Here is a 26859-nt window from a genome sequence, read left to right as displayed (position 1 = left end):
ACGGCGACCTTCTTCGTGTCGCCGTTTTGTTTTGGCCAGATTTTTTCTGACTAACTAAAAACGCCCCGCAATGCGGGGCGCTCATCACCTACTCAGGTGTTCAGGTCAGATTAGTGACCGTAAACAGCCAGACGAGTGTCGGAGATGGTCAGGTTATCCATGGCGATAGAGCCGATGGAAGCGCCGCCAATCTCGATCGCACCGATGGACATGTCCATGGTGATGTCGTTGATGTCGATACGCAGGACGTCAGTCATAGTGGATGCACCAAGACCATCGCCTTTGTAAACATCTACGTTAGCAACAGCGAAAAGACCGGCTGCGCTAACTGGCTGGCCGTTAGCTGCAACTTCTTCAAAGAAGTTACCACCCATGATAGCCATGTCACGGATACCAACACCCAGGAATTCAACATCGAAGTCCATCTGCTGCACGTTGAATGCAACGTCCAGGTTCAGGGTGTCAGTCGCGGTATCAACACGAATGTCCAGCTGACCCAACGCACCGTAGCCACTCAGGTTGGAAACCAGTGTGGTGCTCTCGCTGCCATCAGCTGCAACCAGTTCCATGGAGCTGGCTGTCATACCCCAGTCGATCGGGGCGCCGGAGATGGAGTGAACGGAGATGACTGCGTCGCCGTCAGCCTCTACATCGATATCGATGTACAGGTCGTCCAGCAGATCGGAGCCAGGACCGCCAGCAACACCAGAACCACCCAGAACGATGTCGTTCACGGTGAAGCTACCTTCATCGGTATACACGAACTGACCGATGCTGACTTTGGTTTCCAGTTCGATGGTCACACCAGCCTGGCCAGTAACGTTACCCATTGCGGTATCGTCAAGAGCTTTCATGTCAGCGTGAGCAGCGAATGGCATAGCGGCAACGGCAGTTGCCAGAGCAATTTTCTTCAGGCCTTTCATTATTATCTCCTTGTGAAACTCATTTTATTCTTGTGTGAGTTTTTTAAGTGAAGTCCTTTACTCCACAGGTCCATTTAAGATTGTTTTACAGTCCTAGTCCGTGACTCCATTCACAGTCTTTTACGTTACATTTACAATTGGAAACAAGTATCGATGAGTTCGCATTTTGCTCAGGACTTACCGCCTTTGCCCTCGTAAAACCATTCAAACGGTTTCTCCTGAGAGACCGGCTCAGCCCAGGAAATCGCTCCATTACGAATCTCGTAGCCAATCACCTTGTTTGAGGACACGCCCAACCGATGCTCATGCTCTATCACCAGAACTTCCGTCTCATTCCCCTCACTCACCCTACCGGTGTAGAGGATCGCCGCAGCGTTTATCTGTCCTCGCTGGGCAATCGACTTAATAGCTGCCCGATACATCTTTAATTGTGCGACCGCAGGCATGCCAACAGCCTGAGCATCAATATTGATCCGCTTTACGGTTTCACCATCCTTCATCAGCATCCAGGCCTTCGGCGTATTTGCACCCGGTTCCAAGATGGCTGACTGATACTCTTTCGTTGCCGCCTCCGACAACCGAATCAGCTGCTGCTGCGCGCTGAGAATAACCACACCCAACTCATCCTCCGAAATTTTTCCATCAGACAAGGGACCGTCTTGCGGCAAACCCTCCGCCAACGAATGCGTCGCACCCAGGGCAAACAGACTGAACGTGGCGGCAAGTGCGTGTTTTCTGAAGCGGGACATAGGACAACTTCCGTTCTTGTTTTATGGATTTTCAGTTCATGGGCGTCAAAACCCGGTAAAATACGCTCCGGGCTGATCGGCTCCGTATAACCATTAGATCAGCGCCTGTCCTGATCGGACAACGGCCGTTTTGTGCATCGTGTATCATTCTTCCAATTTTTAACGGAGGTATCTTGGCCTTTCCTCTCTGCCAGCCTGTTACCCGGCAACAGTACAACCAACTGTGCACCCATGCCTCGCAGCAACCGGACTTCGTTTTTCTGGGCAGCCAGGCGTCATCGGGGGGTCGTGGTGGGGCCAGGGGCTTCAGTTGTCTTGCCGTGGAGCAGGTCGTCATCGAGAGCAATCCGGGTAGCCGAATCGATACGCCAGCGTTGGCCGCCAAGCTGGAGGCACTGGCAGACTCCTACCGGCAGCCCGGGATTACCAATGCCGAGGTGCCCTGCCCGCTAGCGGGTGGTTGGGTTGGCAGTATTGCCTACGAGTTCGGCTACGCCCGGGAGCCAAGGCTGAACAGATTGGCGAAAGAACACCGTTACCCCCTGTTTTTCTCCGGGCTGTACCTGTGGATGGCCAGTGAAGACCTGGAGAGTGGCGAATGTTATCTGTGGGTCCATCCCGCACTGCCTGCCGCCGCGGCCAAACAAATAATCAGCTGGCTTGAGAGCTCCCCCAACGCTGATCATGCCCCCTGGCTGATGACCAGCCATTTCACCCCAACGCAATCCCCCGAGCGTTTTCGGCAGCGGGTAGATCAGGTAAGACATTACATTCAGTCTGGCGACTGCTATCAGGCGAATCTGTCCCAGTCCTTTGAGGGGCGTTACCAGGGCAGCCCCTGGGCCGCCTTCAACGCGCTCAGCCATGCCAACCCTACGCCTTACGCGGCTTTTCTCCGCTTCCGGGGTAACGCCGTAGTGTCAGTATCACCGGAACGATTCCTGGCCATTCGCGATGGTGTGATTGAAACCAGCCCCATCAAGGGCACCCGTGCCCGGGGCCAGAACCCTGAACAGGATGAAGCTTTGGCGCAGGAGCTACTGACCTCGGAGAAAGACCGGGCCGAGAACCTGATGATTGTGGATCTGCTTCGTAACGACCTCAGCGTCCACGCCCTGCCCGGCTCGGTCAGTGTGGATGAGTTGTTTGCGCTTGAGTCGTACCGCAACGTGCATCACCTGGTTAGCCACATTCGAGCCAAATTGAAACCTGGCATCAGCCCGTTACAGGCATTGTTTGATGCGTTCCCCGGTGGCTCCATTACCGGAGCCCCGAAAATCCGGGCCATGGAAATCATTGCCGAATTGGAGCCCCACTGGCGGGGTCCCTACTGTGGCTCGGTGTTCTATTACGCTCTTGATGGCAATCTGGACAGCAGTATTGCGATTCGCACCCTGCTGTGCGAGCCGGACGGGACAGTTAGTTGCTGGGGAGGGGGTGGAATCGTGGCCGACTCTGAACCAGAGGCTGAATACCAGGAAACCCTGGCAAAAGTTCAGCCGCTGATGCGGTTTCTGGAGCAACTGAAACTCTGACCTGCACTGCCAGGCTTGCGGCAGCGCAAGTCAGAGCCCCAAAGGATCAGGCCGGGTGAACAGCGCTGGCCTTCAGGAATTCCTGCCGCAGATCATCGAAATTGTGCACCGCGGGGAAGTGCGGGAACTCGTCAATAACATTCTGCGGAGCATGGAACAGAATGCCGGCCTCTGCCTGGCCCAGCATGGTGGTGTCATTGTAGGAATCACCGGCCGCAATCACCCGGTAATTCAGCAACTGAAAAGCACGAACTGACTGGCGCTTGGGATCACGCTGACGCAGCAGATAGTTGGTGATCTGCCCATTCTCCGCCACTTCGAGTTTATGGCACAGCAGAGCCGGATAGCCCAGTTTTTTCATCAGGGGCATGGCGAATTCATAGAAGGTATCTGACAGGATCACCACCTGGAACCGCTCACGCAGCCAATCCAGAAATTCACGGGCGCCAGGCAGTGGGTCCAGGGTGCTGATCACTTCCTGGATCTCCGGCAGCCCGTAGCCGTGCTCGTCCAGAATCCGCAGACGCTGCTTCATCAGCACATCATAGTCAGGAATATCCCGAGTGGTTGCCTTGAGCTCCTCTATGCCGGTTTTTTCTGCAAATGCGATCCAGATTTCCGGGATCAGTACGCCCTCAAGGTCAAGACATGCGAGTTCCACAACGGTCTCCTGAAAAAGTCATAATTGGCCGGGCCAACAAGGCCCAGGTTGTCTGGGGCGTATGATATGAAAATCCTGACCGGAATGCATCGTGAATCCCATGGATCACCTTATCAGCGAGGCATAAAGATATAGATGCTCATTCCTTCAAGCTATGAGGCATTTGGTGGTAGCCTTTATTTCAGGTTAGATCACGCCTTTATTCACTCCGTTGATCGCACAGTGGAAAAGCCCCCTGGAGCAACATGACTGATATTGAAACTCTCCGCGCTGAACTCGACGGCCAAAGCCCCCGGGCTATCCTCAAGGCGGCGCTGGCGCGCTATGACAACATCGCCATTTCATTCAGCGGCGCCGAAGACGTGGTGCTGATCGAAATGGCCCACAAGCTAACCGACAACCTGCAGGTGTTTACCCTCGACACAGGCCGGCTGCACCCGGAAACCTACGACTTCATCGAGCGAGTGCGAAAGCATTACGGAATCGAGATCGAAGTGCTGTTCCCGGATGCCGGTGAAGTTCAGGACATGGTGAACCGCAAAGGATTGTTCAGCTTCTACGAAGATGGCCATTCCGAATGTTGCGGCATTCGCAAGGTCAATCCTCTGCGCAAGAAACTGGCGACCGTTGATGCCTGGATTACCGGGCAACGCAGGGATCAGAGCCCCGGTACCCGAAACGACGTACCGGTCGTTCAGGTTGATTCAGCTTTCTCCAGCGACAACAAGACTCTGGTGAAATTCAACCCGCTGGCGAACTGGAGCTCGAAAGAGGTCTGGGATTACATCCGGATGTCTGAGGTGCCCTACAACACACTGCACGAAAAAGGCTTCGTCAGCATCGGCTGCCAGCCCTGCACCAGGCCGGTTCTGCCGGGCCAGCACGAGCGGGAAGGCCGCTGGTGGTGGGAAGAGGCTACCCATAAGGAATGTGGCCTGCATGCGGGCAACCTGATCGGCAAATCAGGCTAACCCCATTTCACATCCGCAAAAAAAGCCCGCACGTCATCACGGACGGCGGGCTTTTTTGTTATTCAGAACCTCAATAAACCGGCAGCTCAATATCCTTGAACAAATCCTGGATTTCTGTGCGACTGCCCTGATGCGCGACCACGTTATCGATCATGTCTTTGGTCAGGTGTGGCGCAAACCTGTGCATGAAATCGTACATGTAACCACGCAGGAAGGTCCCTTTTCGAAACCCGATTCGGGTGACGGAAGGCCGGAACAGTTTGCTGGCATCCAGCGATACCAGATCGGTATCCACTTTTGGATCAAACGCCATGCTGGCGATAATCCCGACCCCGAGCCCCAGCCTTACGTAGGTTTTTATCACGTCGGCATCGGCAGCGGTAAACACCACTTTTGGTGTCAGACCACGTGACTGGAAGGCCTCATCCAACTTGGACCGGCCGGTAAAACCAAAGACGTAGGTCACCAGGGAATACTCCGCCAGCTCTTCCAGGGTCAGCTCCTGCCCTTTTGCCAGCGGATGATCCTTGGGCACAATCACGCAGCGATTCCACTTATAACAAGGCATCATGATCAGATCATTAAACAGGTCCATGCCCTCAGTGGCGATGGCGAAGTCCACAGCGCCATTGGCAGCCATCTCGGAAATCTGCATCGGCGTGCCTTGATGCATATGCAGAGACACGTCCGGATATTCTTCAATGAAACCACTGATCACCGGTGGCAAGGCGTAACGGGCCTGGGTATGGGTCGTGGCAATACTCAGGTCACCCTTGCGCTGATTACTGAACTCCTGGGCAATCTTTTTGATGCCCTCCACCCGGCGCAGTATTTCACCGGCTTCCCGGATGATAATCTCGCCACCGGGGGTGATGCGAGTCAGGTGCTTACCACTGCGGGCAAACACCTCCAGGCCCAACTCATCTTCCAGTAACCGAATCTGCTTTGAGATACCCGGCTGGGAAGTGAAAAGGCTCTGGGCGGTGGCGGAGACATTCAGATCGTGGTGCGCCACTTCCCAGATATAACGCAGCTGCTGTAATTTCATTGAGTCTGTCGCTCCCTGGATGAGTCTTTTACCCGATAATACGCATAAGAATTTATTTTTTCATTCTTTTTGGATATACAATTTTATCTGTATTCAGTGTAGACCAATTACCAGGATTCGCTGCCCCACCAACGCTTTGCGTCACCGCAGCACTTGACTTGTGTGCGACAAAGCACACAATCCGGTTACTACCATGCCCTGACCCCGGGAAATCATGCTACTGACCACAAAATTTCTCAGGCCAACACCCGATTCCAGAGCTGTGCGCAGGCACCGGCTGGACGCCCTGTTGGAACCGGAGCAAGGTAAAAGGCTGAACCTGATCGTGGCACCGGCAGGCTTTGGCAAGACCACCCTGGTCAGCCAGTGGTGCGCCCGCAACAGTACCAGCACCGCCTGGCTGTCACTGGATGAACATGACGACCAGCCGGGGCAGTTCTGGCAGTACGTGATTGGCGCATTCAAGCATGCCGGTCTCATGGGGCTTGAAGACTGCGAGAAGCAGATATCCCGGCAACAGGGTGACGACCTGACTGCCGCCATTACCGGACTGGTCAATGCCCTGGCCGAAGACCGCAATCCCTGGCATCTGGTTCTCGACGATTACCATGTGATCAGTAACGACGGCATCCACCGTCAGTTGGCCTGGTGCATGGACTACCTTCCCCCGGGCATCCTGATAACCATCGCCTCCCGCACTGAACCCCCACTGCCATTGGCACGATGGCGGGTCAGGCGCCAGGTTCAGGATATTCATCCGGGACTGATGGCGTTTTCGGAAGACGAATGCAGAGCCTTCTTCCAGGACACCATGGCAATGAACCTGTCTGAACAGGAGATCCGCACCATTTGCCGGCGTACCGAGGGCTGGGTTGCCGCCATGCAGCTCTCCGCCCTGGCAGGTAAAACCGAAGCCCTGGAGTCCGGCCACTCCGGCCATGAGCGTATCGGCACACCAGATGGTGCGCTGATCAGTGACTATGTTCTTACCGAAGTTCTGCACCAGCTCCCGGACGAACTCACCGGATTCTTGTTGGACACTGCTTACTGCCCTCGTCTGTCGAGCTCACTGTGCAATGCCGTTCGCCAGCGGGATGACAGCCAGGACATCCTCACTCGCCTGCTTTCCCTGAACCTGTTCCTGATTCCCCTGGACAAACACAACCAGTGGTTCCGCTACCATGACCTGTTCCGGGAAGCCCTGCTCCAACGGATAGAATCGATTGATCCACAACGGGCGGCGGAGCTCCAGTCCCGCACCATTGACTGGTTGCTTAGCCACGGCCAGGTACAGGAAGGGATTGCCCAGATCGTCAGCCAGAATGACACCGACCGCCTGGCCCGGGTACTTGCCGAGCATGGTAACAACCTGATTCACGGTGGCTACCACCTGCCGGTACTGGCGTGGCTGGACACGATACCGCCAAGGCAACTGGCTGAAAGCCCTCAGCTGCAGATGCTCAGAATCTGGGGGTTGTTCTTTGCCAACCGCGTTGAGGGCCTGGCGCCCCTGCTGACTGAAGTCGAAGATCTGCTCGACCGGCGGGTAGCCGATTCCCATCCGGACGCCGAGGGCGCGCTGGCTATCCACAGTGAAATATCCCTGGTGCGTTCTTACCTGGCCCGAAGCAGGAATGACGAAAAGAATGCGTCAGACCTGACCCGCCAGGTACTCAAGGACATCGATCAGATCCAGATTCCGCTGAAATCCGTCACCTATTACGGCCTCGGCCTCGACTACTTTGGCAAGGGTGAACTCAACGATGCCGAGGAAGCGCTGGAATCAGCCGTTCACTATGGCCAGATAGAGCGCAAGGCCAGCACCGCGCTGTCCTCCGGCGGCCTGTTGGCGTGGATTCAGTACAATCGTGGTGACACCGAGCTGGCCCTGAAAACCACCACCCGCGTACGCAACTGGGTGGATGAGCATTTTGCAGACCCAAGCCAGCCACGCCTTATTTCCTGCTGGCAGAACAGCGCGCTGACCGAAATCTACCGTGAACGCAATGAACCGGAGTTGGCCGCCAGTTACCTGTCTCCGCTGCTAGAGCATGTGGAGAAAGGTACGGAGCCCGGACAGCACGTGGTCATCCAGTACGTACGCGGCCACCTTGCGTTCAGCCAAGGCAAACTCGAAGAGGCCATTGAATTGCTGGATGACGCTGTCGCCGTTGGCAGCAAGCGCCGTGACCACATCCTGTTTGAGCCACCTGCCGCTTCGGCCCTTCTGGCTCGTTGTTACCTTGCGCTGGGTCTCGCTGATAAAGCCATGACCACCCTGAAGGCGGCCCTGGAAACACCAGCCACCAACCCCCTGAACCGGGAACAGAACCAGATCGCGCTGGCCCGGGTGCAGGTAGCCCAAAAGGATTACCAGAAAGCGCAGGAAACCCTGTCGGCACTGGTTCCGGTGGCGGAACGCAACGCCCATAACCGACATCTGGTGGAGATCCTGTTGGTGTATGCCGATGCCCTTGCGCAGGAAGATCGCACTGAGGAAGCCGCCGTCATGCTGGAGAGGGCGCTGGATAGAGCCGAAAACGCAGGTTTTTTGAAGCTGTTTGCGGAAGAAAGCCCCAGTCTCCGGGCCATGCTGCTGGACTGCCCCCGACTACGAACGCCTGGGCGCTGGAACCGTGAACTGCTGACCATGCTGAAAGACCAGCTATCCGGAAACGCCGACATTGCCATATCCAAGCCCCAATCGGACCAGCCTTCTGAAACAACTGACGGGCTGGCCGAACCCCTGAGCCAGAGAGAACAGGAAGTACTGCTGCTGATTAATCAGGGGCTGGCCAACAAGGACATCGCCATCAGGATGGCGGTGGCGCCCGCCACCGTCAAAGCACATATCCGGAACCTGTACGGAAAGCTCGGCGTTAGCCGGCGCACCGAAGCTCTGGCCCGGGCACGGGAACTGAAAGTGCTCCGTGAATAAAAGTGTGATGCATGTCACACTTTTCGAGAATTAAGCCTCCTCACTACGCCCTTTGGACGATCCGTTTACGCCCCGTTAAGCCCTATTATTCAACCATGGTGAGGTTAACGCCTTGCCGGGAATTCTGAACTTCAGGCCTTCAGACTTCTTGTTCCGCGTTGTTTCGACGCCCGGGTTCGTTTGAACCCCTTTCGATAAGAGCCATCCCCTTTCGGGTTGGCTCTTTTTTTTATGGGCACTACCCGAATTAATGCTCAATGATTCGCCGGAACGGCGGCAGCGCGTCCAGCAGCAACTGGCCGTATCGGCGCGCCACTATACGGCGGTCCAGAATGGTTACCCTCCCGGTATCCTGCTCGGTGCGCAACAACCGCCCCACAGCCTGGACCAGCTTTACGGAGGCATCCGGCACGGTGATTTCCATAAACGGGTTGCCACCCCGCTGGGTCACCCACTCAGCCAGACTGGCCTCGATCGGGTCGTCCGGCACAGAGAAAGGCAGGCGAGTGATCACCACGTGGTGCAGATATTTTCCGGGCAGGTCGATTCCCTCAGCAAAGCTGGCCACTCCGAACAGCACACTGGGGCGCCCTTCATCAACACGAGAGCAGTGCGTGCGCAACACCTCATTCTTCGCCATGTCATCCTGCGTCAGAATCAACTCAGGGTAGTCCGGCGCCAGAGCATCCCTCACCTGTTGCATCTGCCGGCGGGAAGTAAACAGAACCAGGGTGGCCTTCTCACCTGCCCAGAGATCCGGTAGTCGCTTGATCAGCGCCTCGGCAAAGCCATCATCGGTTGGCATTGCAGCCATAGCCGGCACTTCCACCGTGGCCATCTCGCCATAACGGAAGGAACTGGGAACCACCAGATAACGGCTGGCCTCTGGCAATCCCGCCCGGGAACGCAAACGGTCGAAACGGCCCAGGGCCGTCAGTGTGGCACTGGTCAGAACGGCGCCATAGACCCGCGACCACAGCCGGGAATACAACAGGTTGTCCGCGAGCACCGGTGAGCTGAACAGGGCAATATCTTCTGCATGGTCCCAACGTTGGCGCACGGCCCAGCGGGCAGACGGTGGCCCTTTACGCACGACCGGTGCGGCTTCTGCCTGCTCGTCGTTTTGTGGACTGGCGAGCCCGGATTCACACCAGGCTGCCCACAGGCGTAATTGTTCCTCTGCCCGGCTATGGAAAGCGCCAATCACCGGATACCAGGAATCGGCAGTGTCCCGGTCCAGTTCCGGGTCTTTTCGCTCATCAAAGGCACTTTGCAGTTCATCCACCAGAGTGCCCAGGTGCCTAACCAGGCCTGCGGTGACAATCCGGGTCTCCGCCGCCAACTCTGCAACCGCCTCCGGCAGCTCGCCATCCGGGTAACGCCACTGGGCGCTGCGCCGTTCGTCATTGAATTCCCAGCCGGTGTTCTGCTCAACCTCTTCGTAAACCTTGCCAAGGGCGAGATCCAGGTCACGGCCAGATGTACTGATTTTCTCAACCGCCTTGGTCGCCTGGGAGCCGCCAGGTAACCAGGGCTGCATTTTCACCAGGGCCTGGGACAACTGTTTCAGCCATTGCCGTGTGGAGTTTAACGGTACCGACGCAGCAAAATGGTTTAACGCCTTGTCTGGCAAGTGGTGTGCTTCGTCAAATATGAACAGGGCATTTTCCGGTTCCGGCAAAATGGCACCGCCGCCCAGGGCAAGGTCGGCCAACACCAGGTCGTGGTTGGCCACCACCACATCGGCGTCGTCCAGGTCTTTGCGGGCATCGAAAAACGCGCAACTGTCGAAGTAGGCACAATGGCGATTGGTACACTGGCGGTGGTCGGTGGTCACCTGGCGCCAGATCTCATCGGGAATCTGCTCCGGCCAATGGTCCCGGTCGCCGTCCCATTCACGGGAACCGTAGGTGGCAAGCATCTTCTCAAAGGTGATTCGGCTTGCAGCCTCGTCATCCATGGGCTGATCAAGAAGGAACAGGGGCATGGTGTCGCTGTCACCATGGCCCTCGTCGTGTAACCGGGCCTCCAGGCGGGACATGCACAGATAACGGCCCCGCCCCTTGGCAAGGGTCCAGCTGAAATCCAGTTTGCTGTGTTTGCGAAGGTCGGGAAGGTCCTTCAGAACAATCTGATCCTGCAACGCCACTGTTGCCGTGGAGATCACCAACGTTTTACCCAGGGCCTTGGCTACGGGTATCGCTGCGATCAGGTACGCCAGGGTTTTGCCGGTACCGGTGCCGGCTTCCACCACACAGGCTGCCGGTGGCGAGGTACGCTGGCCATCGTTGTCGGTGATTTCACCCATGTAACGGGCAATCTCCGCGATCATCAGCCGTTGGCCGTAACGGGCGCGAACGTCCTTACCGGCCAAGACATCTCGATAAGCCTGCTGTATCTGTTGTTTGACGTCGTCGGTCAGCGCCATTATCGCGGGCTCACCCAGTCTCGTACCGTGCCTACCCGGAAACGTTGGCCAGATTTGCTGAGAATCACGCCATCCTCAGTGATACGCTCAACCACCAGGCTGGCAAAGGTGTCGCCAGGGCGAAGATACTGGTTGTTGATCATTACCCGGCTGGCCATGGGGTCGGACGAATAGATATGGCTATTGAAGGTCAAATCAGGAACGCTCTTTTGAAACGACAGCGGCAGTTCTACCAGGTGCGGCACTCTGCCCTGAGAGTCAGCCGGCGTCAACACCCTTTCCCTAACAGACTGGTCCGGAACAATCACCAGGGGAGCTTCATTGCCGGATTCAACCAGGGGCTCGTCCGCCACCTCAAACACCGGAACCACTTCCCGGGTTGGCTCAACCTGTGGCGTCGCCTCGACCGGAGCAGTTTCCGGGGCCACTGGCCCCTGTTCGGTGACCACGTCATCCGGATCTGCAGCGGTTAGCGCTGGCTGCGCCACTGTCGGTGCGTCCTCCACCGGGCGCTGAACTGAAGGCTGCGCTGGCCAGAACAGGTAAGCCATCACAGCAGCATTGAGCAACAGCGCCAGAACCACCCAGACAACGGGTGATAACGGCTTCTTTTTGGGCCTGTAGACCATCTGTACCTGCTGCCCCAGGTCTGGTGCCTTGCCCTGTCGCCGCTCGGCTTCGGATTTTCTCAACGCATCAAGAATATATGACATAGCCTACCCGCTATTGCCCACACGGGCCGCTACCAGCCGGGGTACATTCGTGCCCAGGTCATTATTGATCTGGATAATGGTCATCGGCCCGGCAATTCCATCCACCGTCAGCCCTTTGGCCTCCTGATACCAGCGCACCTGTTCTTCGGTAGTCAGCCGCTTTACCCGGGCGCTCTCTGCCTGGTTCGGCGATATCCGGTCTGCCAGCTCCATCATCCGCGCGCCCATCCATAGCTGCGCCCCGGAAGTGCCAGCAAAAAAACCATCACCCGACATATACTCGGGCATTCGCCACAGCACCCGGAAATCACCATACCAATACTGCTCTAACTGGCGAAACGGAATCTCCCGGGTTTCACCCGCCAACTCGATACTGGCGGTATCACCCTCCAGAGATCGCAGCACCACATAGCCCGTGTCGCCTCGACCATTGCGAAGGTGCAGAATCGCCGGGCGATCCAGAAACTCCAGGCTTCGTCGGCTGCCCTGCCGTTCCAGGCAGCCAAGGCGGATGCTTCGGGCGTAATCGCAGGCAACCGGAAACTGCCGGGCGTCATACTCTTCGCCCCAAACGCCGAACAGCTGCCCAAACGCCTCGGTCAGCGCTTGGGTGTGGCGTTCAAATTCAAAGGAGGTTACACCAGGTTCCGCTGGCTCCGGAAGCGTATTTGGCTCAGCGGTGTCGAATCCGGGTTCAGCCACCACCGGATCACTGACTCGCTCGATGACGCCGGAGATGGCGGGTGCTTCAAGGTCGTCAGCGAGGGTCTGCTCGGTTACCGGCAGCTGGAACAACCAGATAGTGCCGATGATCGCCACCAGAATCGACGCCGATAGCAACAACAGATGACCTGCGCGGGAAACCTCCCTGCCACCACCGGTGGTCTTCGGGCGGCTGCTACCATGAACTTCCCGAGCTGCCTGGCGGATGTGGTCGGCGGTGATCTGGTGTTCACCCTCAGCATAAGCGCCCAGCAGCGCACGATCACTGATCAGGTTGATCAATCGGGGAATCCCCTGGCTCTGGCGATAGAGTTTCCGGACAGCGGCCGGGCTGAAGATATCTCCGCGCAGCCCGGCCACACTCAAACGGTAACGAAGGTAAGCCGGCAGATCTGCCTGCTCAATGGCGTCGAGGTGATACCGTGCGGTCACACGCTGGTTGAGCTGGCGCAATTCAGGCAGCGCCAACATGTCCTGTAATTCCGGCTGCCCCAACAGCACAATCTGAAGCAGCTTTTTCTCGGCGGTTTCCAGGTTGGTGAGCAGGCGCAATTGTTCCAGCACATCGGCGGACAGGTTCTGGGCCTCATCAATAATCAGAACTTTATGGCGGCCAGCAGCGTGGGCCTTGAGCAGTTCCTGATTGATGCCATCCACCAGCTGCTTGATGGTGGCTTCCGGCGCGTGGTCGATTTCCAGCTCGTCGCAGATCGAAGACAACAGTTCCCGGGCAGACAACCGCGGGTTGAGAATCAGCGCAATATCGACATGCTCGGGAGCATTCTCGATAAAACACCGGCACACGGTGGTTTTACCGGTTCCCACCTCACCGGTAATGACAATAAACCCGCCCTGCCCCTGCACGCCATACATGAGGTGCGCCAGGGCTTCCTTGTGGCGATCACTCAGGTACAGGTAGCGAGGGTCCGGTGCGATTGAAAACGGAGGTTCCCTAAAGCCGAAAAAATCGTAGTACATGGTTCCTCAGGATCAGGGTTTAGCCTTGTCGGCTCCGCTGACCAGTCGTAATTCAGCGGCCTTTCGGTTCTGTTGTTTCAGGCGACGAACGCACCGTTCAAGCGTTTTCGAAATGCGTGCGTGGGAGCGAATCATCGAAATTTTCGGCCAGGTTGCGCGCTCTCCGGCCAGAATCATCTCACGAACATACTCCGGACTGGGGTTGGACAGCATACGACGGAAGTCCCGGAATGCATAGGTGGGCGCAATCGTCACATCACCGGAGTAGCGCTGGGCCATGATGGTGTACATCTGACCAGCCATCTGCCGCATCAGTTCCGGGCGTACCCGCTTTCTCAGATAATCGAACACACCCTGGCCGTGGAACTGGATCTCGGACTTCACCAGATGCATCGGCAGGCTTCCCAGGGACAGCTTTTCGTCCCGACTCTGCTGGCTGAGGAACGGCACAACGTGGGGATTGGTCTGACTGACGATGGTGAAATTCACATCGTATAAATGCACCAAACGTTCAATGGGCAGATCGCTGACCACCGACCCATCCACAAACTTCAACCGGGGCATGTAGGGCAGCGAATTACCGTAAAGGTCTTTCTTCATCAGAGTAACGGGCGGGAAAATGCCTGGCACCGCGGCACTGGCAAGAGCCGCACTCCACACCTGGATATAAGGCGAGGTGTAACCGCACATCAACCGTGCTTTCTGGTGCGTCTGAACCGGCGACACACTGATATTGATGCTTCGCCCGGTGCGCTGGTAGGCCTCTTCAAAGGTATAGTCGCCGATGTTTGCCCGCAGGCAGTTTTTCAGGGTTTCCTGATCCATCAGGCCATCACCCCGCATGGCGCTCATGATCCCCCGCCACTTCCAGGCGTTGAGGTTGTGGTTCTCGGGCACCAGCATTTCGGGGATTTCCGCGTCAGTATGCACGCCGAGAATACCGGCAATGATGGCGCCAATGCTGGAACCCGCAATCACCTGCGGCAGCAGACCTTTTTCCCATAGGGCCTTGATCACCCCAAAATGGAACATACCCAGACTGGCGCCACCGCTGAGCAGCAGCGTTGGCCGGCCATAACTGGTCAGGGTGTCTCGGAAAAACTGCAGCTTGTCATAGACGGGGAAGCCCGGCACCGGATGATCACACAGGTAATCCAGGGCCTCGCACACCTGGGTGATGTATTCCTCGATCAGGTGCTTGGTGCCAACCCGGGAACGGGTGTAAAGCGCGGGATTGCCCATGTTGCCAAGATCATGGTGGAGGCCTTCCCGGAGCGCTCGCTTCAAACGCTCGAAGTCATTCTGCTGACGATACTGTTTGATGTTACTGAGCCGGTCATAGATCAGCTCGTAGTGGTAAAGGTCAGACGCAAAGTCCTCCTTCCACTCCGCATTGCCCTCAAGAAAATCCAGCTCCAGCGCGGCGGCCTTCCACTGTTCATAATTGGGAGCTTCCGCCAACAACTTGCGGAATCGGGCTATCCTGGGGTCCTTGATCACCTGCGGCCTCCCGGCGTGAACGCTCAGAAATCGTCGAGCATGAAGTCGTCATCATCTGCGAAGGGGTCTTGCGTGATCTTACCATCGTTAATCAGAAATTCACGACGCTGCAGGAAAGCATTACGCACAAACGTGTACCGGTCACCAGAAATAAAGCTTTCTGCCGGGATCAGGTCGGCCCGCTTATCAACGAGCTGCAGTGCCCGCAGGTAATACCACTCGGGACTGCTGACCTCATCCCAGGCTGATGGCAACAGGAACCCGTCAGTTGCCATGCCGGTAAAGTAGCGCGGGGTCGCCGGGCCGAGGAGCGGCATCACCAGGTAAGGGCCAGAACCGACCCCCCAGTATCCCAGGGTTTGACCGAAATCTTCCGGGCGCTCGGGTAAGTCAAAGGCGGTGGCCACATCAAAAATGCCCCCGAGGCCAAACACCGTGTTATAGGTGAAGCGCCCGGCGGCCACCACCGCCGACTCACCTTTCAGCTGCAGCAGGCTGTTGCTGAAATTGCGGATTTCGGTGAGATTATTGAAAAAATTGGTGATACCCCGGTCGACAATTGTTGGTGTTACTGTGCGGTAGGCTTGCGCGACTGGCCGAAGGAACCAGCGATCAATGGCATCGTTGAAGGAGAACACCTTCCGGTTCCAGTTCTCGTAGGGATCATCAGTATTCACCGGGGTAGAACCCTCGGGAACCGGCTCCTGCATGTTCTGGGCGTGTAACTGGCCACCTGCACACGTCAGCAGGATCAGAGCAGCCAGCGTGGTCAGGCGCCGGGATAAAAGGTTTCTCATGTTGCTCTCTTGGGTTGTTTAACCTGTTTCAGTTCGTCGACAATACCGGCGTTTGATTATTATTATGAAAGTCATCCGGAGGAAATCAGATGTCAGTACCGGGAAACCCCGTCAGTTCCCTGACCATGTCGCTGCGATGGGGCGATATGGATGCATACGGCCACGCCAATAACACGGTTTACTTCCGCTTCTTTGAAGAAGCCCGGATTGTCTGGCTGTCGTCACTGGAACTGGGTGGCGCGGAAGAGCCAACCGGACCGGTTATTATAAAGACCAGTGCCACATTTCTGAAGGAATTGACTCACCCCGCCAACGTCGTGGTTGAAACATACGCGGACAAAGCGGGAAATACCAGTCTGGATACCTACCACCTGCTGAAAGATTCAGATACAGGGGTGGTTTACGCGGAAGGCTACGCCAAGATTGTCTGGATGGACCGGGCTTCCCGAAAGTCCACCCCCCTGCCAGACACCCTGAGGGCGCTGGCAGCGAGGTAACAGGCCTCACCGATGGCGAACAACCACGCTACCGATGGAATAGCCGGCGCCGAACGAGCAGATCACGCCCAGGTCGCCGGTTTTCAGGTCATCCTTGTGTTTATGGAAGGCAATGATCGAACCGGCCGAACTGGTGTTGGCGTATTCGTCCAGAATCACCGGCGCTTCCTCGACCGTTGCATCCCGGCCGAGAACCTTTCTGGCAATCAACTGGTTCATATTCAGGTTGGCCTGGTGCAGCCACATGCGCTTGAGGTCTTCCGGCGTCAGCTGCAGGGATGCCAGATGGCCCTGAATGGTGTCTGCCACCAGCGGTGACACCTCTTTGAACACTTTGCGCCCCTGCTGGATGAACAGCTTGTCCGGCTTGCCAATACCCGATTCGTCCGCCCGGTTCAGGAAGCCGAAGTTATTCCGGATATTGTTGGAAAACTGAGTCTTCAGCCGGGTACCGAGAATTTCAAAACCCTGGCCAGCCTGGGTGTTCTCTTCCCTTTCCACCAGAATCGCCGTGCAGGCGTCACCGAAAATGAAGTGGCTGTCCCGGTCCCGGAAGTTCAGATGCCCGGAGCAGATTTCCGGGCTGACCACCAAAACGGCTCTGGCACTGCCGTTTTCCACCGCGTTCACCGCAGCCTGGATGCCAAAGGTGGCGGAGCTGCAGGCCACATTCATGTCATAGGCAAAACCGTCGATGCCCATGGCTTGCTGGACTTCAATGGATATGGCCGGATAGGCCCGCTGCAGGTTGGAACAGGCAACAATCACCGCATCCACATCCGCCGTGGTTTTGCCCGCCTGCTCAAGTGCTTCCTTGCAGGCCACAATGGCCATCTCGCACTGAACTGACGGTTCTTCGTTATCCCGGTCCGGAATATTCGGTGTCATGCGCCTCGGGTCCAGAATACCGTCACGGTCAATCACATGACGGCGCTTGATGCCCGATGCCTTTTCAATAAAGGCAGATGACGAAGGTTGCAGAGCCGTCAGTTCACCGCGGGCTATCTCTTCCGCGTGTTCATCGTTATACAGCTCTACGTATTGATTGAAGGCTTCAACCAGTTGATCGTTTTCAATAATGGCGGGTGGCGTATACAGGCCGGTTCCGCTGATGACGGCTTTAATCACAATAACCCCACGTCATGGTTGTAATAAGACACTATGCTGTCAGAAATACTAACACACACGGCCGGAATTGCCCGCCTGACCAAAGTCCAGTAGCACCAGAACGGTGCAGCCTTCCCCCATACTGGCCCGAGAAGCACCCTGTTCAGCTCCTACACCCGTGTATTCTGCCACTGTTTGTCGAGTCGCTTGGCCGATACGGTCATCGCCGTGCCCAGTTGTTGGGCAAAGAATGAGACCCGGTATTCTTCCAGCATCCAGCGATACAGCTCCAGTTCAGGGTCTTGCACGCCCTGGCGTTTCTGCTGTTCGAGCTTCGTGGCGTAACGGGCCCACAGTGGCTCTATGGTGTGCAGGAATTCGCGCTCGCGGCCCATCTCCCTGGGCATTTTTTCCAGGCGAATCAAGGCTGCCTCGAAATACACCCCGAAGCGTTCCAGCCACTGGGATGGCGTGGCCACCAGGAAGCCCGGATAGACCAGGTACTGAAGCTGGAATTTGAGATCTGCCATGCTTTGCGCCAGCGCCAGATTGATTTTGCCCTTGAGCTGCTTGGCGACTTTCTGGTAACCGGCCATAGCCTGATAAAGGCGTTCGTCGGCCTGCTCCAACGCCGGAATAAAATCCCCGCGGTGGGCATCGAATACCCTGACAAAGCTTTCTTCGTCTCTGGGCAGGGTTCCGGGCAGGAAGTGTTGCATCACCGCAGACAACAACAGATCGTCCAGCAGCACTTTCGCCTGCCCCACCGGGGCAAACATCAGTGCCGACTGTTTGAACCGGGGCAGCTTGCGCTCAAGGTCCGCCAGGCTGTTGCCAAACCGGTTGATGATCAGCCGGGCAATACCCCTGCGCATGGTGTCCTCAGCGGTTAACCGGTCCAGGCAGCGAATGGACCGCACCTGCTTGCCCAGGTCCTCAAGGGCGGGATAGACCGTTACCTGCATACCGCCTTTTTCAGTCTGCACCTGCTCTGGCACCTTGCCGAACTGCCAGTCACTGAATTCTTTAGGTGCTTTCGAGCTACTTTCATCGCTCGTGGCCGAGGCCAGCGCAGCTTCCGCCCGGCCCTCCAGCTTGGCCTGCAAATCGTCGGTATCCCGGCTCTCTGCCACCACTTTGCCTTTGTCTCCGGTTACCCGAAGGTTCATCCGCAGGTGCCGGGGCAGTTCGTCCTCCGGCCAGGCTTCCGGATCAATCTGCACACCCGTCATCCGGCGCAGTTGATCCCCCAGCTTCAGGGCCAGGGGTTCGTTGCCAGGCTGCATGTTGGCCAGGGCCGCATCCACGAAATCCGGAACCGGAACAAAGTTTCGGCGCAGGGATTTGGGCAACCCTTTCACCAGGGCGATGCATTTTTCTCGCAACAGTCCTGGCACCAGCCATTCCAGCCGGCGAGAGGGAATCTGCTTGAGCGCCATGAGGGGCACTTGTAACGTTACCCCGTCCCGCTCGCTGGTGGGCTCGAATTCGTAACTGAGCGGGTACTTGACGCCTTCCCATTCCAGATAATCCGGGTATTGCTCCACTGCACCCTGGTCCAGCGGGCGCTGCAAGACATCGGCCTCGGTCAGCTCCAGTTTGCGAAGTTCGTCGGCAGACAAACCTTTCCACCAGCTTTCAAAGTGGCGGCCACTGACAATGTCTTTTGGCAGGCGCTGGTCGTAAAAGGCCACCAGCACTTCGTCATCCACCAACAGGTCACGACGGCGGGTTTTCTTTTCCAGATTCTCGACGGTATCGAGCATCTCCCGGTTGCGGGCGATAAACGGCGCTTTTGAATGGTAATCGCCTTCCACCAACGCTCGCCGGATAAACAGATTACGGCATTCCTCCGGGTCCACCTTGGCGTAGGGGATGCGCCGCTTGGCGACAATATCCAGCCCATACAAAGTCACCTTCTCGTAACCCATCACCTGGGCTCGTTTCTGCTCCCAGTGGGGTTCGAAAAAGTGGTGCTTTACGACATGGCCTGCCAGGGGCTCCACCCATTCCGGCTGAATAGCAGCAACCATGCGGGCGAATACCTTGCTGGTTTCCACAATTTCCGCCGCCACAATCCACTTGGGCCCAGACTTGGCCACCTTTGAACCAGGGAAAATCATCACTTTCCGGTTCCGGGTTGCCAGGTACTCCCGTTTCTCTACCTTGACCGCAACGTGGCCCAGCAAACCCGCAAGAATCGCCTTATGCATGGACTCATAGCTTGCCGGCTGCTTGTTCAGAGCCAGCTTTTGCTCCCGGCAGATTAACGTCAGCTGCCGGTGAATATCCCGCCACTCGCGCATTCGCATCCAGCTCAGGAAGGTTTTCTGGCAAAGCCGTTTAAGCTGGTTCTGGGATTGCTCCTGGCGTTGCTCCTCAAACCAGTTCCAGATATTCAACAAGGTGGCAAAGTCCGATTCCTTGTCGTTAAACGGTGCGTGGGCCTGGTCAGCTGCCTGCTGTTTGTCCTGGGGCCGCTCTCGCGGGTCCTGAACGCTGAGGCCGGCAATTACAATCAGCACTTCGCTCAGGCTGCCCTGCTCTGCCGCCGTCACCAGCATCCGGGCCAGGCGCGGGTCCAGTGGCAGGCGTGCCATGGTGCGGCCAAGACGGCTCACCCTGCGTTTGTCATCAACAGCACTCAGCTCTTCCAGCAGTTTGTAGCCATCGTTCACCTGGCGGCGATCCGGCGCTTCCAGAAACGGGAAATTCTGGATGTCGCCCAGGCCCGAGGTAGCCATTTGCAGGATCACCGAGGCCAGATTGGTTCTCAGGATTTCCGGGTCGGTATACTCGGGGCGGTTGAGAAAATCGGTTTCATCATACAACCGGAAACAGATACCCGGCGCCACCCGCCCGCAACGGCCCGCCCGCTGGTTGGCGCTGGCCTGGGAGATTGGCTCGATCGGCAAGCGCTGAATCTTGGAGCGAACGCTGTAACGGCTGATACGGGCAACCCCGGTATCGATCACGTAACGAATGCCGGGTACCGTCAGCGAGGTTTCCGCCACGTTGGTGGACAACACAAGCCGCCGGCCTTTATGGGCCTGAAAAACCCGGTTCTGTTCCTGGTTACTGAGCCGGGAATATAACGGCAATACTTCGGTGTGTCGCAGCTCCGCATGCCGCAGCACTTTACTGAGGGCCCGTATTTCCCGCTCACCCGGCAGGAACACCAGCACATCTCCTGGGGGCTGCTTCTCCTTGCGTTCGTGCTGTTCGATCTCCTCAATGGCCGACAGTACACCGTCGGTCCAGCCCTGGTCCCGGTCGTCTTCATCCCCGGTCAGGGGCCGGTAGCGCACATCCACCGGATAGGTTCGGCCGCTGACCTCAATAACCGGTGCTTTATCGAAGAACTCGCTGAAGCGATCAACCTCAATGGTGGCGGAGGTAATGATGACTTTCAGATCCGGCCGTTTCGGCAACAGTTGCTTGAGGTACCCGAGCAGGAAATCGATATTGAGACTACGTTCGTGGGCCTCGTCGATAATCAGCGTGTCATAACGATCCAGGAAGCGATCGTGCTGGATTTCCGCCAGCAGAATACCATCGGTCATGACCTTGACCCGGGACGCCTCCGAGGTGTTATCGGTAAAGCGCACCTGGTAACCGATCTGCTGGCCAACCTGTTCACCAAGCTCTTCGGCGATACGGGCGGCGACACTGCGTGCGGCAATCCGGCGCGGTTGGGTGTGGCCAATCAGCCCACGAACGCCACGGCCATGGTTCAGGCATATTTTTGGAATCTGAGTGGTTTTACCGGAGCCGGTTTCGCCGGCGATGATCACCACCTGATGGTTACGGATGGCCTCGCTGATGTCGTCCACCCGATCACTGACCGGTAGTCCCGGCGGAAAACTCGCTGGGCGGTGCAGCGCCTGACGCTGGCGCACCTTCTCAAGCCCCTGCTCCAACCAGTTTGCCATCTGTTCCAGGTCTTTCTGGCCCGGCTTGCCCTTGGTGCGGCCCACCCTGCGGATAATGCGCGCCGCCTCCTGCTGGTTGCAGACATCCAGCTGGCTCATAAAGGCCTTCACTGCCGCCTGAGGATCGGCAGCCGTGGATTGGTCGTTATCGGGCGTTGTTTTGTCAGTCATTGAACGGCAACAGACTCATGGGTTGATGGATGCATCACAAGGCGCCACAGTCTAGCGGGAAATCCGAACGGTAGAAACACAAAGACCCTGCCTGAGCAGGGTCTTTGTGGGAGGCGGTGCAACCTGACAGTTGCGCCGTTTACTTGGCGTTGGCTTCGTCCCGCAGTTCACGGCGCAGAATCTTGCCCACGTTACTCTTGGGCAGCTCATCCCGGAACTCAAAGTGCTTGGGCACTTTGTAGGCGGTCAGGCGCTCGCGGCAGAACTCTTTCAGTTCGTTTGCAGTTACGCCTTCTTTCGTGGGCACCACATAGACCTTCACGGCCTCGCCACTCTTGGCGTCCGGAATGCCCACAGCGGCACACTCAACCACTTTCGGATGGCTGGTTACCACGTCTTCAATCTCGTTCGGGAACACGTTGAAGCCAGACACAATGATCATGTCTTTCTTGCGATCAACAATGCGGATGTAGCCGTCTTCCTGGATCAGTGCAACGTCACCGGTTTTCAGGAAGCCATCGTCAGTGAAGGACTTCTGGGTATCTTCCGGGCGCTGCCAGTAACCACGCATCACCTGCGGGCCTTTCACACACAGTTCGCCGGGCTCGCCGATGGGGGTTTCGTTGCCGTCGTCGTCAATGGTTTTCACCACGGTGGACGGGATCGGCAGGCCGATGGTGCCAATCTGGATAGCGCTGCGGGGGTTGAAGGTCACCACCGGAGAGGTTTCAGTCATGCCGTAACCTTCACTGATTTCACAACCGGTCACACGCTCCCACATTTTTGCGGTATCGCTGGTCAGCGCCATACCACCAGAGGCCGTCAGCTTCAGGCCAGAGAAATCCAGGTCCTGGAAGTCCTCATTGTTACACAGGGCAACGAACAGGGTGTTCAGGCCAATGAAAGCAGAGAACTTCTGCTTCTGCATTTCCTTCACGAAGCCCGGAATATCGCGCGGGTTCGGGATCAGAACGTTGTGGGCGCCGGCTTCCAGCATGATGCCGCAGTTCAGGGTGAACGAGTAGATGTGGTACAGCGGCAGCGGTGCAATCACCACTTCCTTGCCCTCTTCTACCTGATCTTCCATCATCGGGCGCACCTGAGTCAGGTTGGCCACCAGGTTAGCGTGGGTCAGCATCGCGCCCTTGGCGACACCCGTGGTGCCACCGGTGTACTGCAGTACAGCCAGGTCGTCCAGATTGATATCTACCGGAGTGAACTTCTCACGGGCACCGGCACTAAGCACCGCCGGCAGTTTGTGGGCAGTCGGCAGGTTGTAGGACGGAACCATCTTCTTGACGTGCTTCACCACAGCGTTCATCAGGGTACGCTTGATGGGTGAATGCATATCGGCAATTTCAGTCACGATCACGTGCTCAATGCCGGTATGGGGCAGCACTTTCTCCGCGTTGTCTGCCATGTTGGCCAGCACCACCAGCGCCTTGGCACCGGAATCGTTGAACTGGTGCTCCATTTCACGGGTGGTGTACAGCGGGTTGGTGTTAACAACGATCAGGCCAGCACGCATGGCACCGAAGACAATGACCGGGTACTGGGTAATGTTGGGCATTTGCACCGCAATGCGATCACCCGGTTTGAGATCGGTTTTATTCTGCAGCCAGGCCGCAAAATTACGGCTCTGAGTATCAAGATCCCGGTATGTCAGGGTGACGCCAACCGCAGTGAACGCAGGCTTGTCTGCAAACTTCTTAACAGCCTGTTCAAATACATCCACCATGTTTTTGTATTTCTTGAGATCTACCTCACGGGGAATGCCGGCGGGGTACTTGTCTTGATAGAACTGCTCAAAATCCATCACCATCTCCTGTCTGATTGGCGCTATTGGGGAGCAACCGGATGGGTTCAGAAACTCCCTGATTGTAATGTTTTGCCAAGGCCGAACTGGTCAAAAAATCAACCCGACAAAAGTCTCAGCCTTAAAAAGTCGGGAGAGAATAGCAGTTTTGTTAACGATGAGGTAGTTTTCAAAGCGTTAACCGGTACAACTGTATACCCCTTTCAAACACTTCTTCCGTCACCGGAGTCTGTGATGAGCGACACCCTGGATACCCTTGAAAATATTACCTATGACGAATTGAACGAGGGCGATTCTGCCACCTTCACCCGGACACTGACCGAAGATGAGCTGGTATTGTTTGCTGCGGTTTCGGGCGATGTGAACCCGGTACACCTGGACTCCGAGTTTGCCGCGGAGTCCATGTTCAAGGAGCGCATTGCCCATGGAATGTGGAGTGGCTCTCTGATTTCTGCCGCACTGGCCACGGTCATGCCCGGCCCCGGCACCATTTACCTTGAGCAGAGCCTGTCGTTCAAGCGCCCGGTCAAACTGGACGACACCCTGACCGTCACCCTCACCGTACTGCGCAAAGAACCGAAGCATCGCGTGGTACTCCAGTGCGATGTGCGCAATCAGAATGACAGCCAGGTGGTTACCGGCGAGGCGAAAGTCATCGCCCCCACCGAGAAAATCTCACTGCAAAAGCCACGCCTGCCGAAAATTACTATCGAAAGCTGAGGTCGGATTCTGTCAGCCCGGGAGGAAATCAATCGGGAACCGAACCTTCCGGGTTTCGACATTGTCAGCACCAAAGTTGAACATCTGTACCCGCATGGCAATGCGCTGCTCCAGGGCCGGGTTGCCCAGCTCTGAGCTGACCACCTGGCATGCGGACACCGAGCCGTCCGGCTCTATCACCAGCTCCAGGGTGACCTTGCCCTCCAGCGTCGGGTCCTGTCGCAGCTCCCGCTGGTACAGGGCATAGAGCACACTTTTCTGGGTATCAAACACCTGCCGGATATTGCTCATGGCCCGCTCACCTACCGAGGGCCTGGCCGGGGTTGCCGGGGCAACCGCCACTTCCCGGGGCGCCGAAACGGTTTGCACGCTCTGCTCTGCCAGCGCCACTTCCCGGGCCGGCCCCTCACGGCTCTGGACGCCGCCACTGCCGGCTAACACCCTGGAGCGGTCGTCTATCGGTTGCTTTACCCCTGCCTGTACATCACCAATATTAGCGGTTCGGTTCTCGGGCCGGGCTGAGGGCTCAGGCGCCCTCAGTGCCGCAAGCCGGTCTTTCATGGCAAACAAACCAGAACGGGCGGCGTTTTCCCTCGCCTGTTCAGTGGTCTGCTCCGGGGGTGTCGAGACCCTGGTTTCCGGACGGGGTTCCGGGTCGGCCACGACGGGTTCGGCTTCTGCCCGCTCGGGTTCAGGCTCCGGCTCCGGCTCTGGCTCTGGCACTTCAACTACAACGGTTTTTGGCGCCTCCACCAATTGCGCCAGCCGCGGCGGAATGCGCTCTGCTTCGGACCGTTCCCGTTCGGGTACATGCAGGTTTGGAATGATGAGTGCCGGCACCAGAAACAGCGCAACCACGACCGCAAGTATCACACCGAAACGCGCGCTCTCCCGTCCATCACTGCTCCAGGGAAGGCGGGAAATTTGTGTGCTTGGCTTGCGTTCAGCCATTGCGCACCTCCGCCTCTACCGCCAGCCGGACCTGTCGGAAATCCTCGTCCACGCAGGTTTGCATGATCTTGCGCAGTAACCGGTAGTCGGTCTCTTTCGCCGCCATGATGGTGACTTCCAGTCCCTGATCTGGCACTTCCGCCCAGCGGCCCCGGCGATACGCCAGCTCCTCAGACAGGCCCGCAATGTGAGTGTCCGAGGCCTCAATACCGTCCAGCCTTGCCACTTCCCGGCCCTGAACCAGAATAGACCGGCCACTGATCTGCACGGTCAGATTCTCCACGGCTTCTTTCTCCGCCGTCGAGGTGGGCAAAGGCACGTCTGCCGTATTCTGCATGACCTTCACATCGGAGGAATTCACCATCAGAAAGAACACCAGAATGGTGAAGATATCCATCAGCGACACCAGGTTCAGGCCACCGGCCTTGTGCATCCTGCCGTAATGGCGTTGGCGCAGACGGGCGCGGCGTGATGCCTTCATACGCCACCTCCGTCTGCTGCCGGGGCACGCTGAGCCAGGGAGCGATCTTCGCCTGCATCCATCAGGGACACATCGGGGAACAACTCAGCCTCCACCACGCTGGCGGCAACGACTGCCGGGTAAGAGCGGACTGTGTCCATAACGGTTACCAGTGTCTGATAATCCACATCCGGGCCTACTTCCAGGGTTACGTCGGTCTTTTCGGGCATACGGGCCTTGATCTGCTGAAGAACAGTGCTGAGCCCCTGAAAGTCCTGGCCCCCATCCTTGACCGGAAGCACTTCAATCAGCCCACGCTCACTGTCGGCCACTTCCAGGCCACCCGGAATAACAGTGACCACCAGCCGGAAATTTTCAGAGGCTGGCGCCTGCCCGGCTTCCATCCCGGGAAAATTCAGCTCTATCATGCGGATCTGGGTGAATACCATGCCCAGCAACAACACCGGTACCAGCACAATCATCAGGTTCAGAAACGCGGTAATGTCCAGATCCGCCTGAGCCGTCAGCCTGCGATGTCTGCGTCTCATATCGCCATACTCCTGTTTACACTGGCTGAAACACGAAGTGCATCAGGCGGCTACCCTGCCGGCGTCGGGATCTGACACCATATTCAACAGCTTGACCCCGGCCATCTCGAAGCTGTCCACGATTTCATTGGTGCGGGTTTGCAACAGGGCATGGAACAACAGCAAGGGAATGGCGGATATCAGGCCAAACGCGGTGGTGTTCATGGCTACCGAGATGCTTTCCGACAACAGGCTGGCCTTCTGGGCAGGATCGGCTGCAGCAACGGCGGTGAACGCCGCGATCAGGCCAATGATGGTGCCAAGCAGGCCCAAAAGAGTGGCCACATTGGCCAGGGTTGCCAGGTACTGAGTGCGCTTTTCCAGGCGCGGCAGTACTTCCATCAAACCTTCTTCCATAGCGTATTCGATATCTTCACGGCGGCTGTTATTCAACAACCGGGAAATACCCGCCCCGAGCACCGAGGCAATGGCACTGTCGGAACTGGTTGCCGCCTTCATGGCGCGCTGGTAGTCACGTTTTTGCAGCGCGGGCAGAATACCGCGCTCAAACGCCAGACGATTTCGCCGCCGCACCGACCCCAGATACAGAAACCGTTCAAGCGTGATCGCCAGCCCCAGCGCCAACACAATGGCAATGGGGTACATGAATGGACCGCCGTCCTGAAAAAATCGAATGATGGTATCGAGCATGCC

21 protein-coding genes are annotated in these 26859 nt (G+C 57.2%); 5 read left to right on the top strand and 16 right to left on the bottom strand.

Going from position 1 to position 26859, the window contains the following annotated elements:
• Positions 1–110 precede the first annotated feature (110 nt).
• Both FIV08_RS09005 and FIV08_RS09000 read right to left on the bottom strand, forming a co-directional pair.
• Positions 111–923, bottom strand: a complete 813-nt coding sequence (locus tag FIV08_RS09005) for a DUF6160 family protein (RefSeq protein WP_152438075.1) — start codon at positions 921–923, stop codon at positions 111–113.
• 170 nt (positions 924–1093) lie between these two features.
• Complete coding sequence (locus FIV08_RS09000; RefSeq protein ID WP_152438074.1) at positions 1094–1672, bottom strand: hypothetical protein; 579 nt, start codon at positions 1670–1672, stop codon at positions 1094–1096.
• A gap of 173 nt (positions 1673–1845) precedes the next feature.
• Here FIV08_RS09000 and pabB point away from each other — a divergent pair, with 173 nt between their 5' ends.
• Positions 1846–3207: an aminodeoxychorismate synthase component I gene (gene pabB / locus FIV08_RS08995; RefSeq protein ID WP_152438073.1), complete on the top strand. Its 1362-nt coding sequence runs from the start codon at positions 1846–1848 to the stop codon at positions 3205–3207.
• A 46-nt stretch (positions 3208–3253) separates the two neighbouring features.
• On the opposite strand, the gene thrH is transcribed toward pabB, so the two are convergent.
• Positions 3254–3868: a bifunctional phosphoserine phosphatase/homoserine phosphotransferase ThrH gene (gene thrH / locus FIV08_RS08990; protein WP_061331123.1), complete on the bottom strand. Its 615-nt coding sequence runs from the start codon at positions 3866–3868 to the stop codon at positions 3254–3256.
• A 245-nt stretch (positions 3869–4113) separates the two neighbouring features.
• Between thrH and FIV08_RS08985 the strand changes: the two genes are divergently transcribed.
• A complete protein-coding gene (locus tag FIV08_RS08985) occupies positions 4114–4839 on the top strand; it encodes a phosphoadenylyl-sulfate reductase (RefSeq protein ID WP_152438072.1) in 726 nt (241 codons plus the stop codon).
• Between the two features lie 70 nt (positions 4840–4909).
• On the opposite strand, the gene cysB is transcribed toward FIV08_RS08985, so the two are convergent.
• Positions 4910–5887, bottom strand: coding sequence for an HTH-type transcriptional regulator CysB (cysB, locus tag FIV08_RS08980; protein WP_152438071.1), 978 nt, complete (start codon positions 5885–5887; stop codon positions 4910–4912).
• A 214-nt stretch (positions 5888–6101) separates the two neighbouring features.
• Here cysB and FIV08_RS08975 point away from each other — a divergent pair, with 214 nt between their 5' ends.
• The gene (locus tag FIV08_RS08975) at positions 6102–8825 is read left to right on the top strand and encodes a LuxR C-terminal-related transcriptional regulator (RefSeq protein WP_152438070.1); all 2724 of its coding nucleotides are present in this window, start codon (positions 6102–6104) and stop codon (positions 8823–8825) included.
• Positions 8826–9072: 247 nt separating this feature from the next.
• Here the strand turns inward: FIV08_RS08975 and dinG are convergent, their stop codons facing one another.
• Genes dinG through FIV08_RS08950 form a run of 5 tightly spaced genes read right to left on the bottom strand, consistent with a single transcriptional unit; the run spans position 9073 to position 15964 of the window.
• The gene (gene dinG, locus FIV08_RS08970; protein WP_152438069.1) at positions 9073–11253 is read right to left on the bottom strand and encodes an ATP-dependent DNA helicase DinG; all 2181 of its coding nucleotides are present in this window, start codon (positions 11251–11253) and stop codon (positions 9073–9075) included.
• Positions 11253–11966 (bottom strand): general secretion pathway protein GspB, encoded by a 714-nt coding sequence (locus FIV08_RS08965; protein ID WP_152438068.1) that lies wholly within the window; start codon positions 11964–11966, stop codon positions 11253–11255. Before FIV08_RS08965 ends, dinG begins: the two co-directional genes overlap by 1 nt.
• Before the next feature lie 3 nt (positions 11967–11969).
• A complete protein-coding gene (locus tag FIV08_RS08960) occupies positions 11970–13667 on the bottom strand; it encodes an ExeA family protein (RefSeq protein ID WP_152438067.1) in 1698 nt (565 codons plus the stop codon).
• 12 nt (positions 13668–13679) lie between these two features.
• A complete protein-coding gene (locus FIV08_RS08955) occupies positions 13680–15167 on the bottom strand; it encodes a DUF3336 domain-containing protein (RefSeq protein ID WP_061331116.1) in 1488 nt (495 codons plus the stop codon).
• 23 nt (positions 15168–15190) lie between these two features.
• Positions 15191–15964 carry a VacJ family lipoprotein gene (locus tag FIV08_RS08950; protein WP_152438066.1) on the bottom strand — a complete coding sequence of 258 codons (774 nt, stop codon included), beginning with the start codon at positions 15962–15964 and terminating at the stop codon, positions 15191–15193.
• A gap of 89 nt (positions 15965–16053) precedes the next feature.
• On the opposite strand from FIV08_RS08950, the gene FIV08_RS08945 reads away from it, so the two are divergent.
• Complete coding sequence (locus FIV08_RS08945; protein ID WP_061331114.1) at positions 16054–16461, top strand: acyl-CoA thioesterase; 408 nt, start codon at positions 16054–16056, stop codon at positions 16459–16461.
• Positions 16462–16467: 6 nt separating this feature from the next.
• Here the strand turns inward: FIV08_RS08945 and FIV08_RS08940 are convergent, their stop codons facing one another.
• The 3 genes from FIV08_RS08940 to FIV08_RS08930 all read right to left on the bottom strand — a co-directional run bounded on the left by FIV08_RS08940 (position 16468) and on the right by FIV08_RS08930 (position 23487).
• Positions 16468–17589 (bottom strand): beta-ketoacyl-ACP synthase III, encoded by a 1122-nt coding sequence (locus FIV08_RS08940; RefSeq protein WP_152438065.1) that lies wholly within the window; start codon positions 17587–17589, stop codon positions 16468–16470.
• A 149-nt stretch (positions 17590–17738) separates the two neighbouring features.
• Complete coding sequence (hrpA, locus tag FIV08_RS08935; RefSeq protein WP_172972264.1) at positions 17739–21671, bottom strand: ATP-dependent RNA helicase HrpA; 3933 nt, start codon at positions 21669–21671, stop codon at positions 17739–17741.
• Positions 21672–21810: 139 nt separating this feature from the next.
• Positions 21811–23487: a long-chain fatty acid--CoA ligase gene (locus FIV08_RS08930; RefSeq protein WP_106695669.1), complete on the bottom strand. Its 1677-nt coding sequence runs from the start codon at positions 23485–23487 to the stop codon at positions 21811–21813.
• Positions 23488–23721: 234 nt separating this feature from the next.
• Here FIV08_RS08930 and FIV08_RS08925 point away from each other — a divergent pair, with 234 nt between their 5' ends.
• Entirely contained in the window at positions 23722–24207 is a 486-nt protein-coding gene (locus tag FIV08_RS08925) for a MaoC/PaaZ C-terminal domain-containing protein (protein ID WP_152438064.1), read from the top strand.
• A 12-nt stretch (positions 24208–24219) separates the two neighbouring features.
• On the opposite strand, the gene FIV08_RS08920 is transcribed toward FIV08_RS08925, so the two are convergent.
• From FIV08_RS08920 to FIV08_RS08905, 4 genes are read right to left on the bottom strand one after another with little or no spacing between them, the layout of a single operon-like run.
• On the bottom strand, positions 24220–25158 hold the full coding sequence (locus FIV08_RS08920; protein WP_152438063.1) for an AgmX/PglI C-terminal domain-containing protein: 939 nt from the start codon (positions 25156–25158) through the stop codon (positions 24220–24222).
• Positions 25151–25639, bottom strand: coding sequence for an ExbD/TolR family protein (locus FIV08_RS08915; protein WP_152438062.1), 489 nt, complete (start codon positions 25637–25639; stop codon positions 25151–25153). The genes FIV08_RS08920 and FIV08_RS08915 overlap by 8 nt, the downstream gene beginning before the upstream one ends.
• The gene (locus FIV08_RS08910) at positions 25636–26166 is read right to left on the bottom strand and encodes an ExbD/TolR family protein (protein WP_152438061.1); all 531 of its coding nucleotides are present in this window, start codon (positions 26164–26166) and stop codon (positions 25636–25638) included. Before FIV08_RS08910 ends, FIV08_RS08915 begins: the two co-directional genes overlap by 4 nt.
• Positions 26167–26208: 42 nt before the next feature.
• A complete protein-coding gene (locus tag FIV08_RS08905; protein ID WP_152438060.1) occupies positions 26209–26856 on the bottom strand; it encodes a MotA/TolQ/ExbB proton channel family protein in 648 nt (215 codons plus the stop codon).
• Between the last annotated feature and the right edge of the window lie 3 nt (positions 26857–26859).

Origin of the sequence: Marinobacter sp. THAF197a (assembly GCF_009363275.1) — a bacterium.
Taxonomy (GTDB): Bacteria; Pseudomonadota; Gammaproteobacteria; order Pseudomonadales; family Oleiphilaceae; genus Marinobacter.
Note: the sequence above shows the minus strand (reverse complement) of the source record. Positions and strands in the feature narration are given on the sequence as shown.

Coding starts and splice junctions, on each gene's coding strand:
- FIV08_RS08985 (WP_152438072.1), top strand. CDS start 4,114: ATGACTGATATTGAAACTCTCCGCGCTGAACTCGACGGCCAAAGCCCC.
- FIV08_RS08945 (WP_061331114.1), top strand. CDS start 16,054: ATGTCAGTACCGGGAAACCCCGTCAGTTCCCTGACCATGTCGCTGCGA.
- hrpA (WP_172972264.1), bottom strand. CDS start 21,671: ATGACTGACAAAACAACGCCCGATAACGACCAATCCACGGCTGCCGAT.
- FIV08_RS09000 (WP_152438074.1), bottom strand. CDS start 1,672: ATGTCCCGCTTCAGAAAACACGCACTTGCCGCCACGTTCAGTCTGTTT.
- FIV08_RS09005 (WP_152438075.1), bottom strand. CDS start 923: ATGAAAGGCCTGAAGAAAATTGCTCTGGCAACTGCCGTTGCCGCTATG.
- FIV08_RS08905 (WP_152438060.1), bottom strand. CDS start 26,856: ATGCTCGATACCATCATTCGATTTTTTCAGGACGGCGGTCCATTCATG.
- FIV08_RS08950 (WP_152438066.1), bottom strand. CDS start 15,964: ATGAGAAACCTTTTATCCCGGCGCCTGACCACGCTGGCTGCTCTGATC.
- FIV08_RS08920 (WP_152438063.1), bottom strand. CDS start 25,158: ATGGCTGAACGCAAGCCAAGCACACAAATTTCCCGCCTTCCCTGGAGC.
- cysB (WP_152438071.1), bottom strand. CDS start 5,887: ATGAAATTACAGCAGCTGCGTTATATCTGGGAAGTGGCGCACCACGAT.
- dinG (WP_152438069.1), bottom strand. CDS start 11,253: ATGGCGCTGACCGACGACGTCAAACAACAGATACAGCAGGCTTATCGA.
- FIV08_RS08910 (WP_152438061.1), bottom strand. CDS start 26,166: ATGAGACGCAGACATCGCAGGCTGACGGCTCAGGCGGATCTGGACATT.
- FIV08_RS08930 (WP_106695669.1), bottom strand. CDS start 23,487: ATGGATTTTGAGCAGTTCTATCAAGACAAGTACCCCGCCGGCATTCCC.
- FIV08_RS08925 (WP_152438064.1), top strand. CDS start 23,722: ATGAGCGACACCCTGGATACCCTTGAAAATATTACCTATGACGAATTG.
- FIV08_RS08965 (WP_152438068.1), bottom strand. CDS start 11,966: ATGTCATATATTCTTGATGCGTTGAGAAAATCCGAAGCCGAGCGGCGA.
- FIV08_RS08915 (WP_152438062.1), bottom strand. CDS start 25,639: ATGAAGGCATCACGCCGCGCCCGTCTGCGCCAACGCCATTACGGCAGG.
- FIV08_RS08960 (WP_152438067.1), bottom strand. CDS start 13,667: ATGTACTACGATTTTTTCGGCTTTAGGGAACCTCCGTTTTCAATCGCA.
- FIV08_RS08975 (WP_152438070.1), top strand. CDS start 6,102: ATGCTACTGACCACAAAATTTCTCAGGCCAACACCCGATTCCAGAGCT.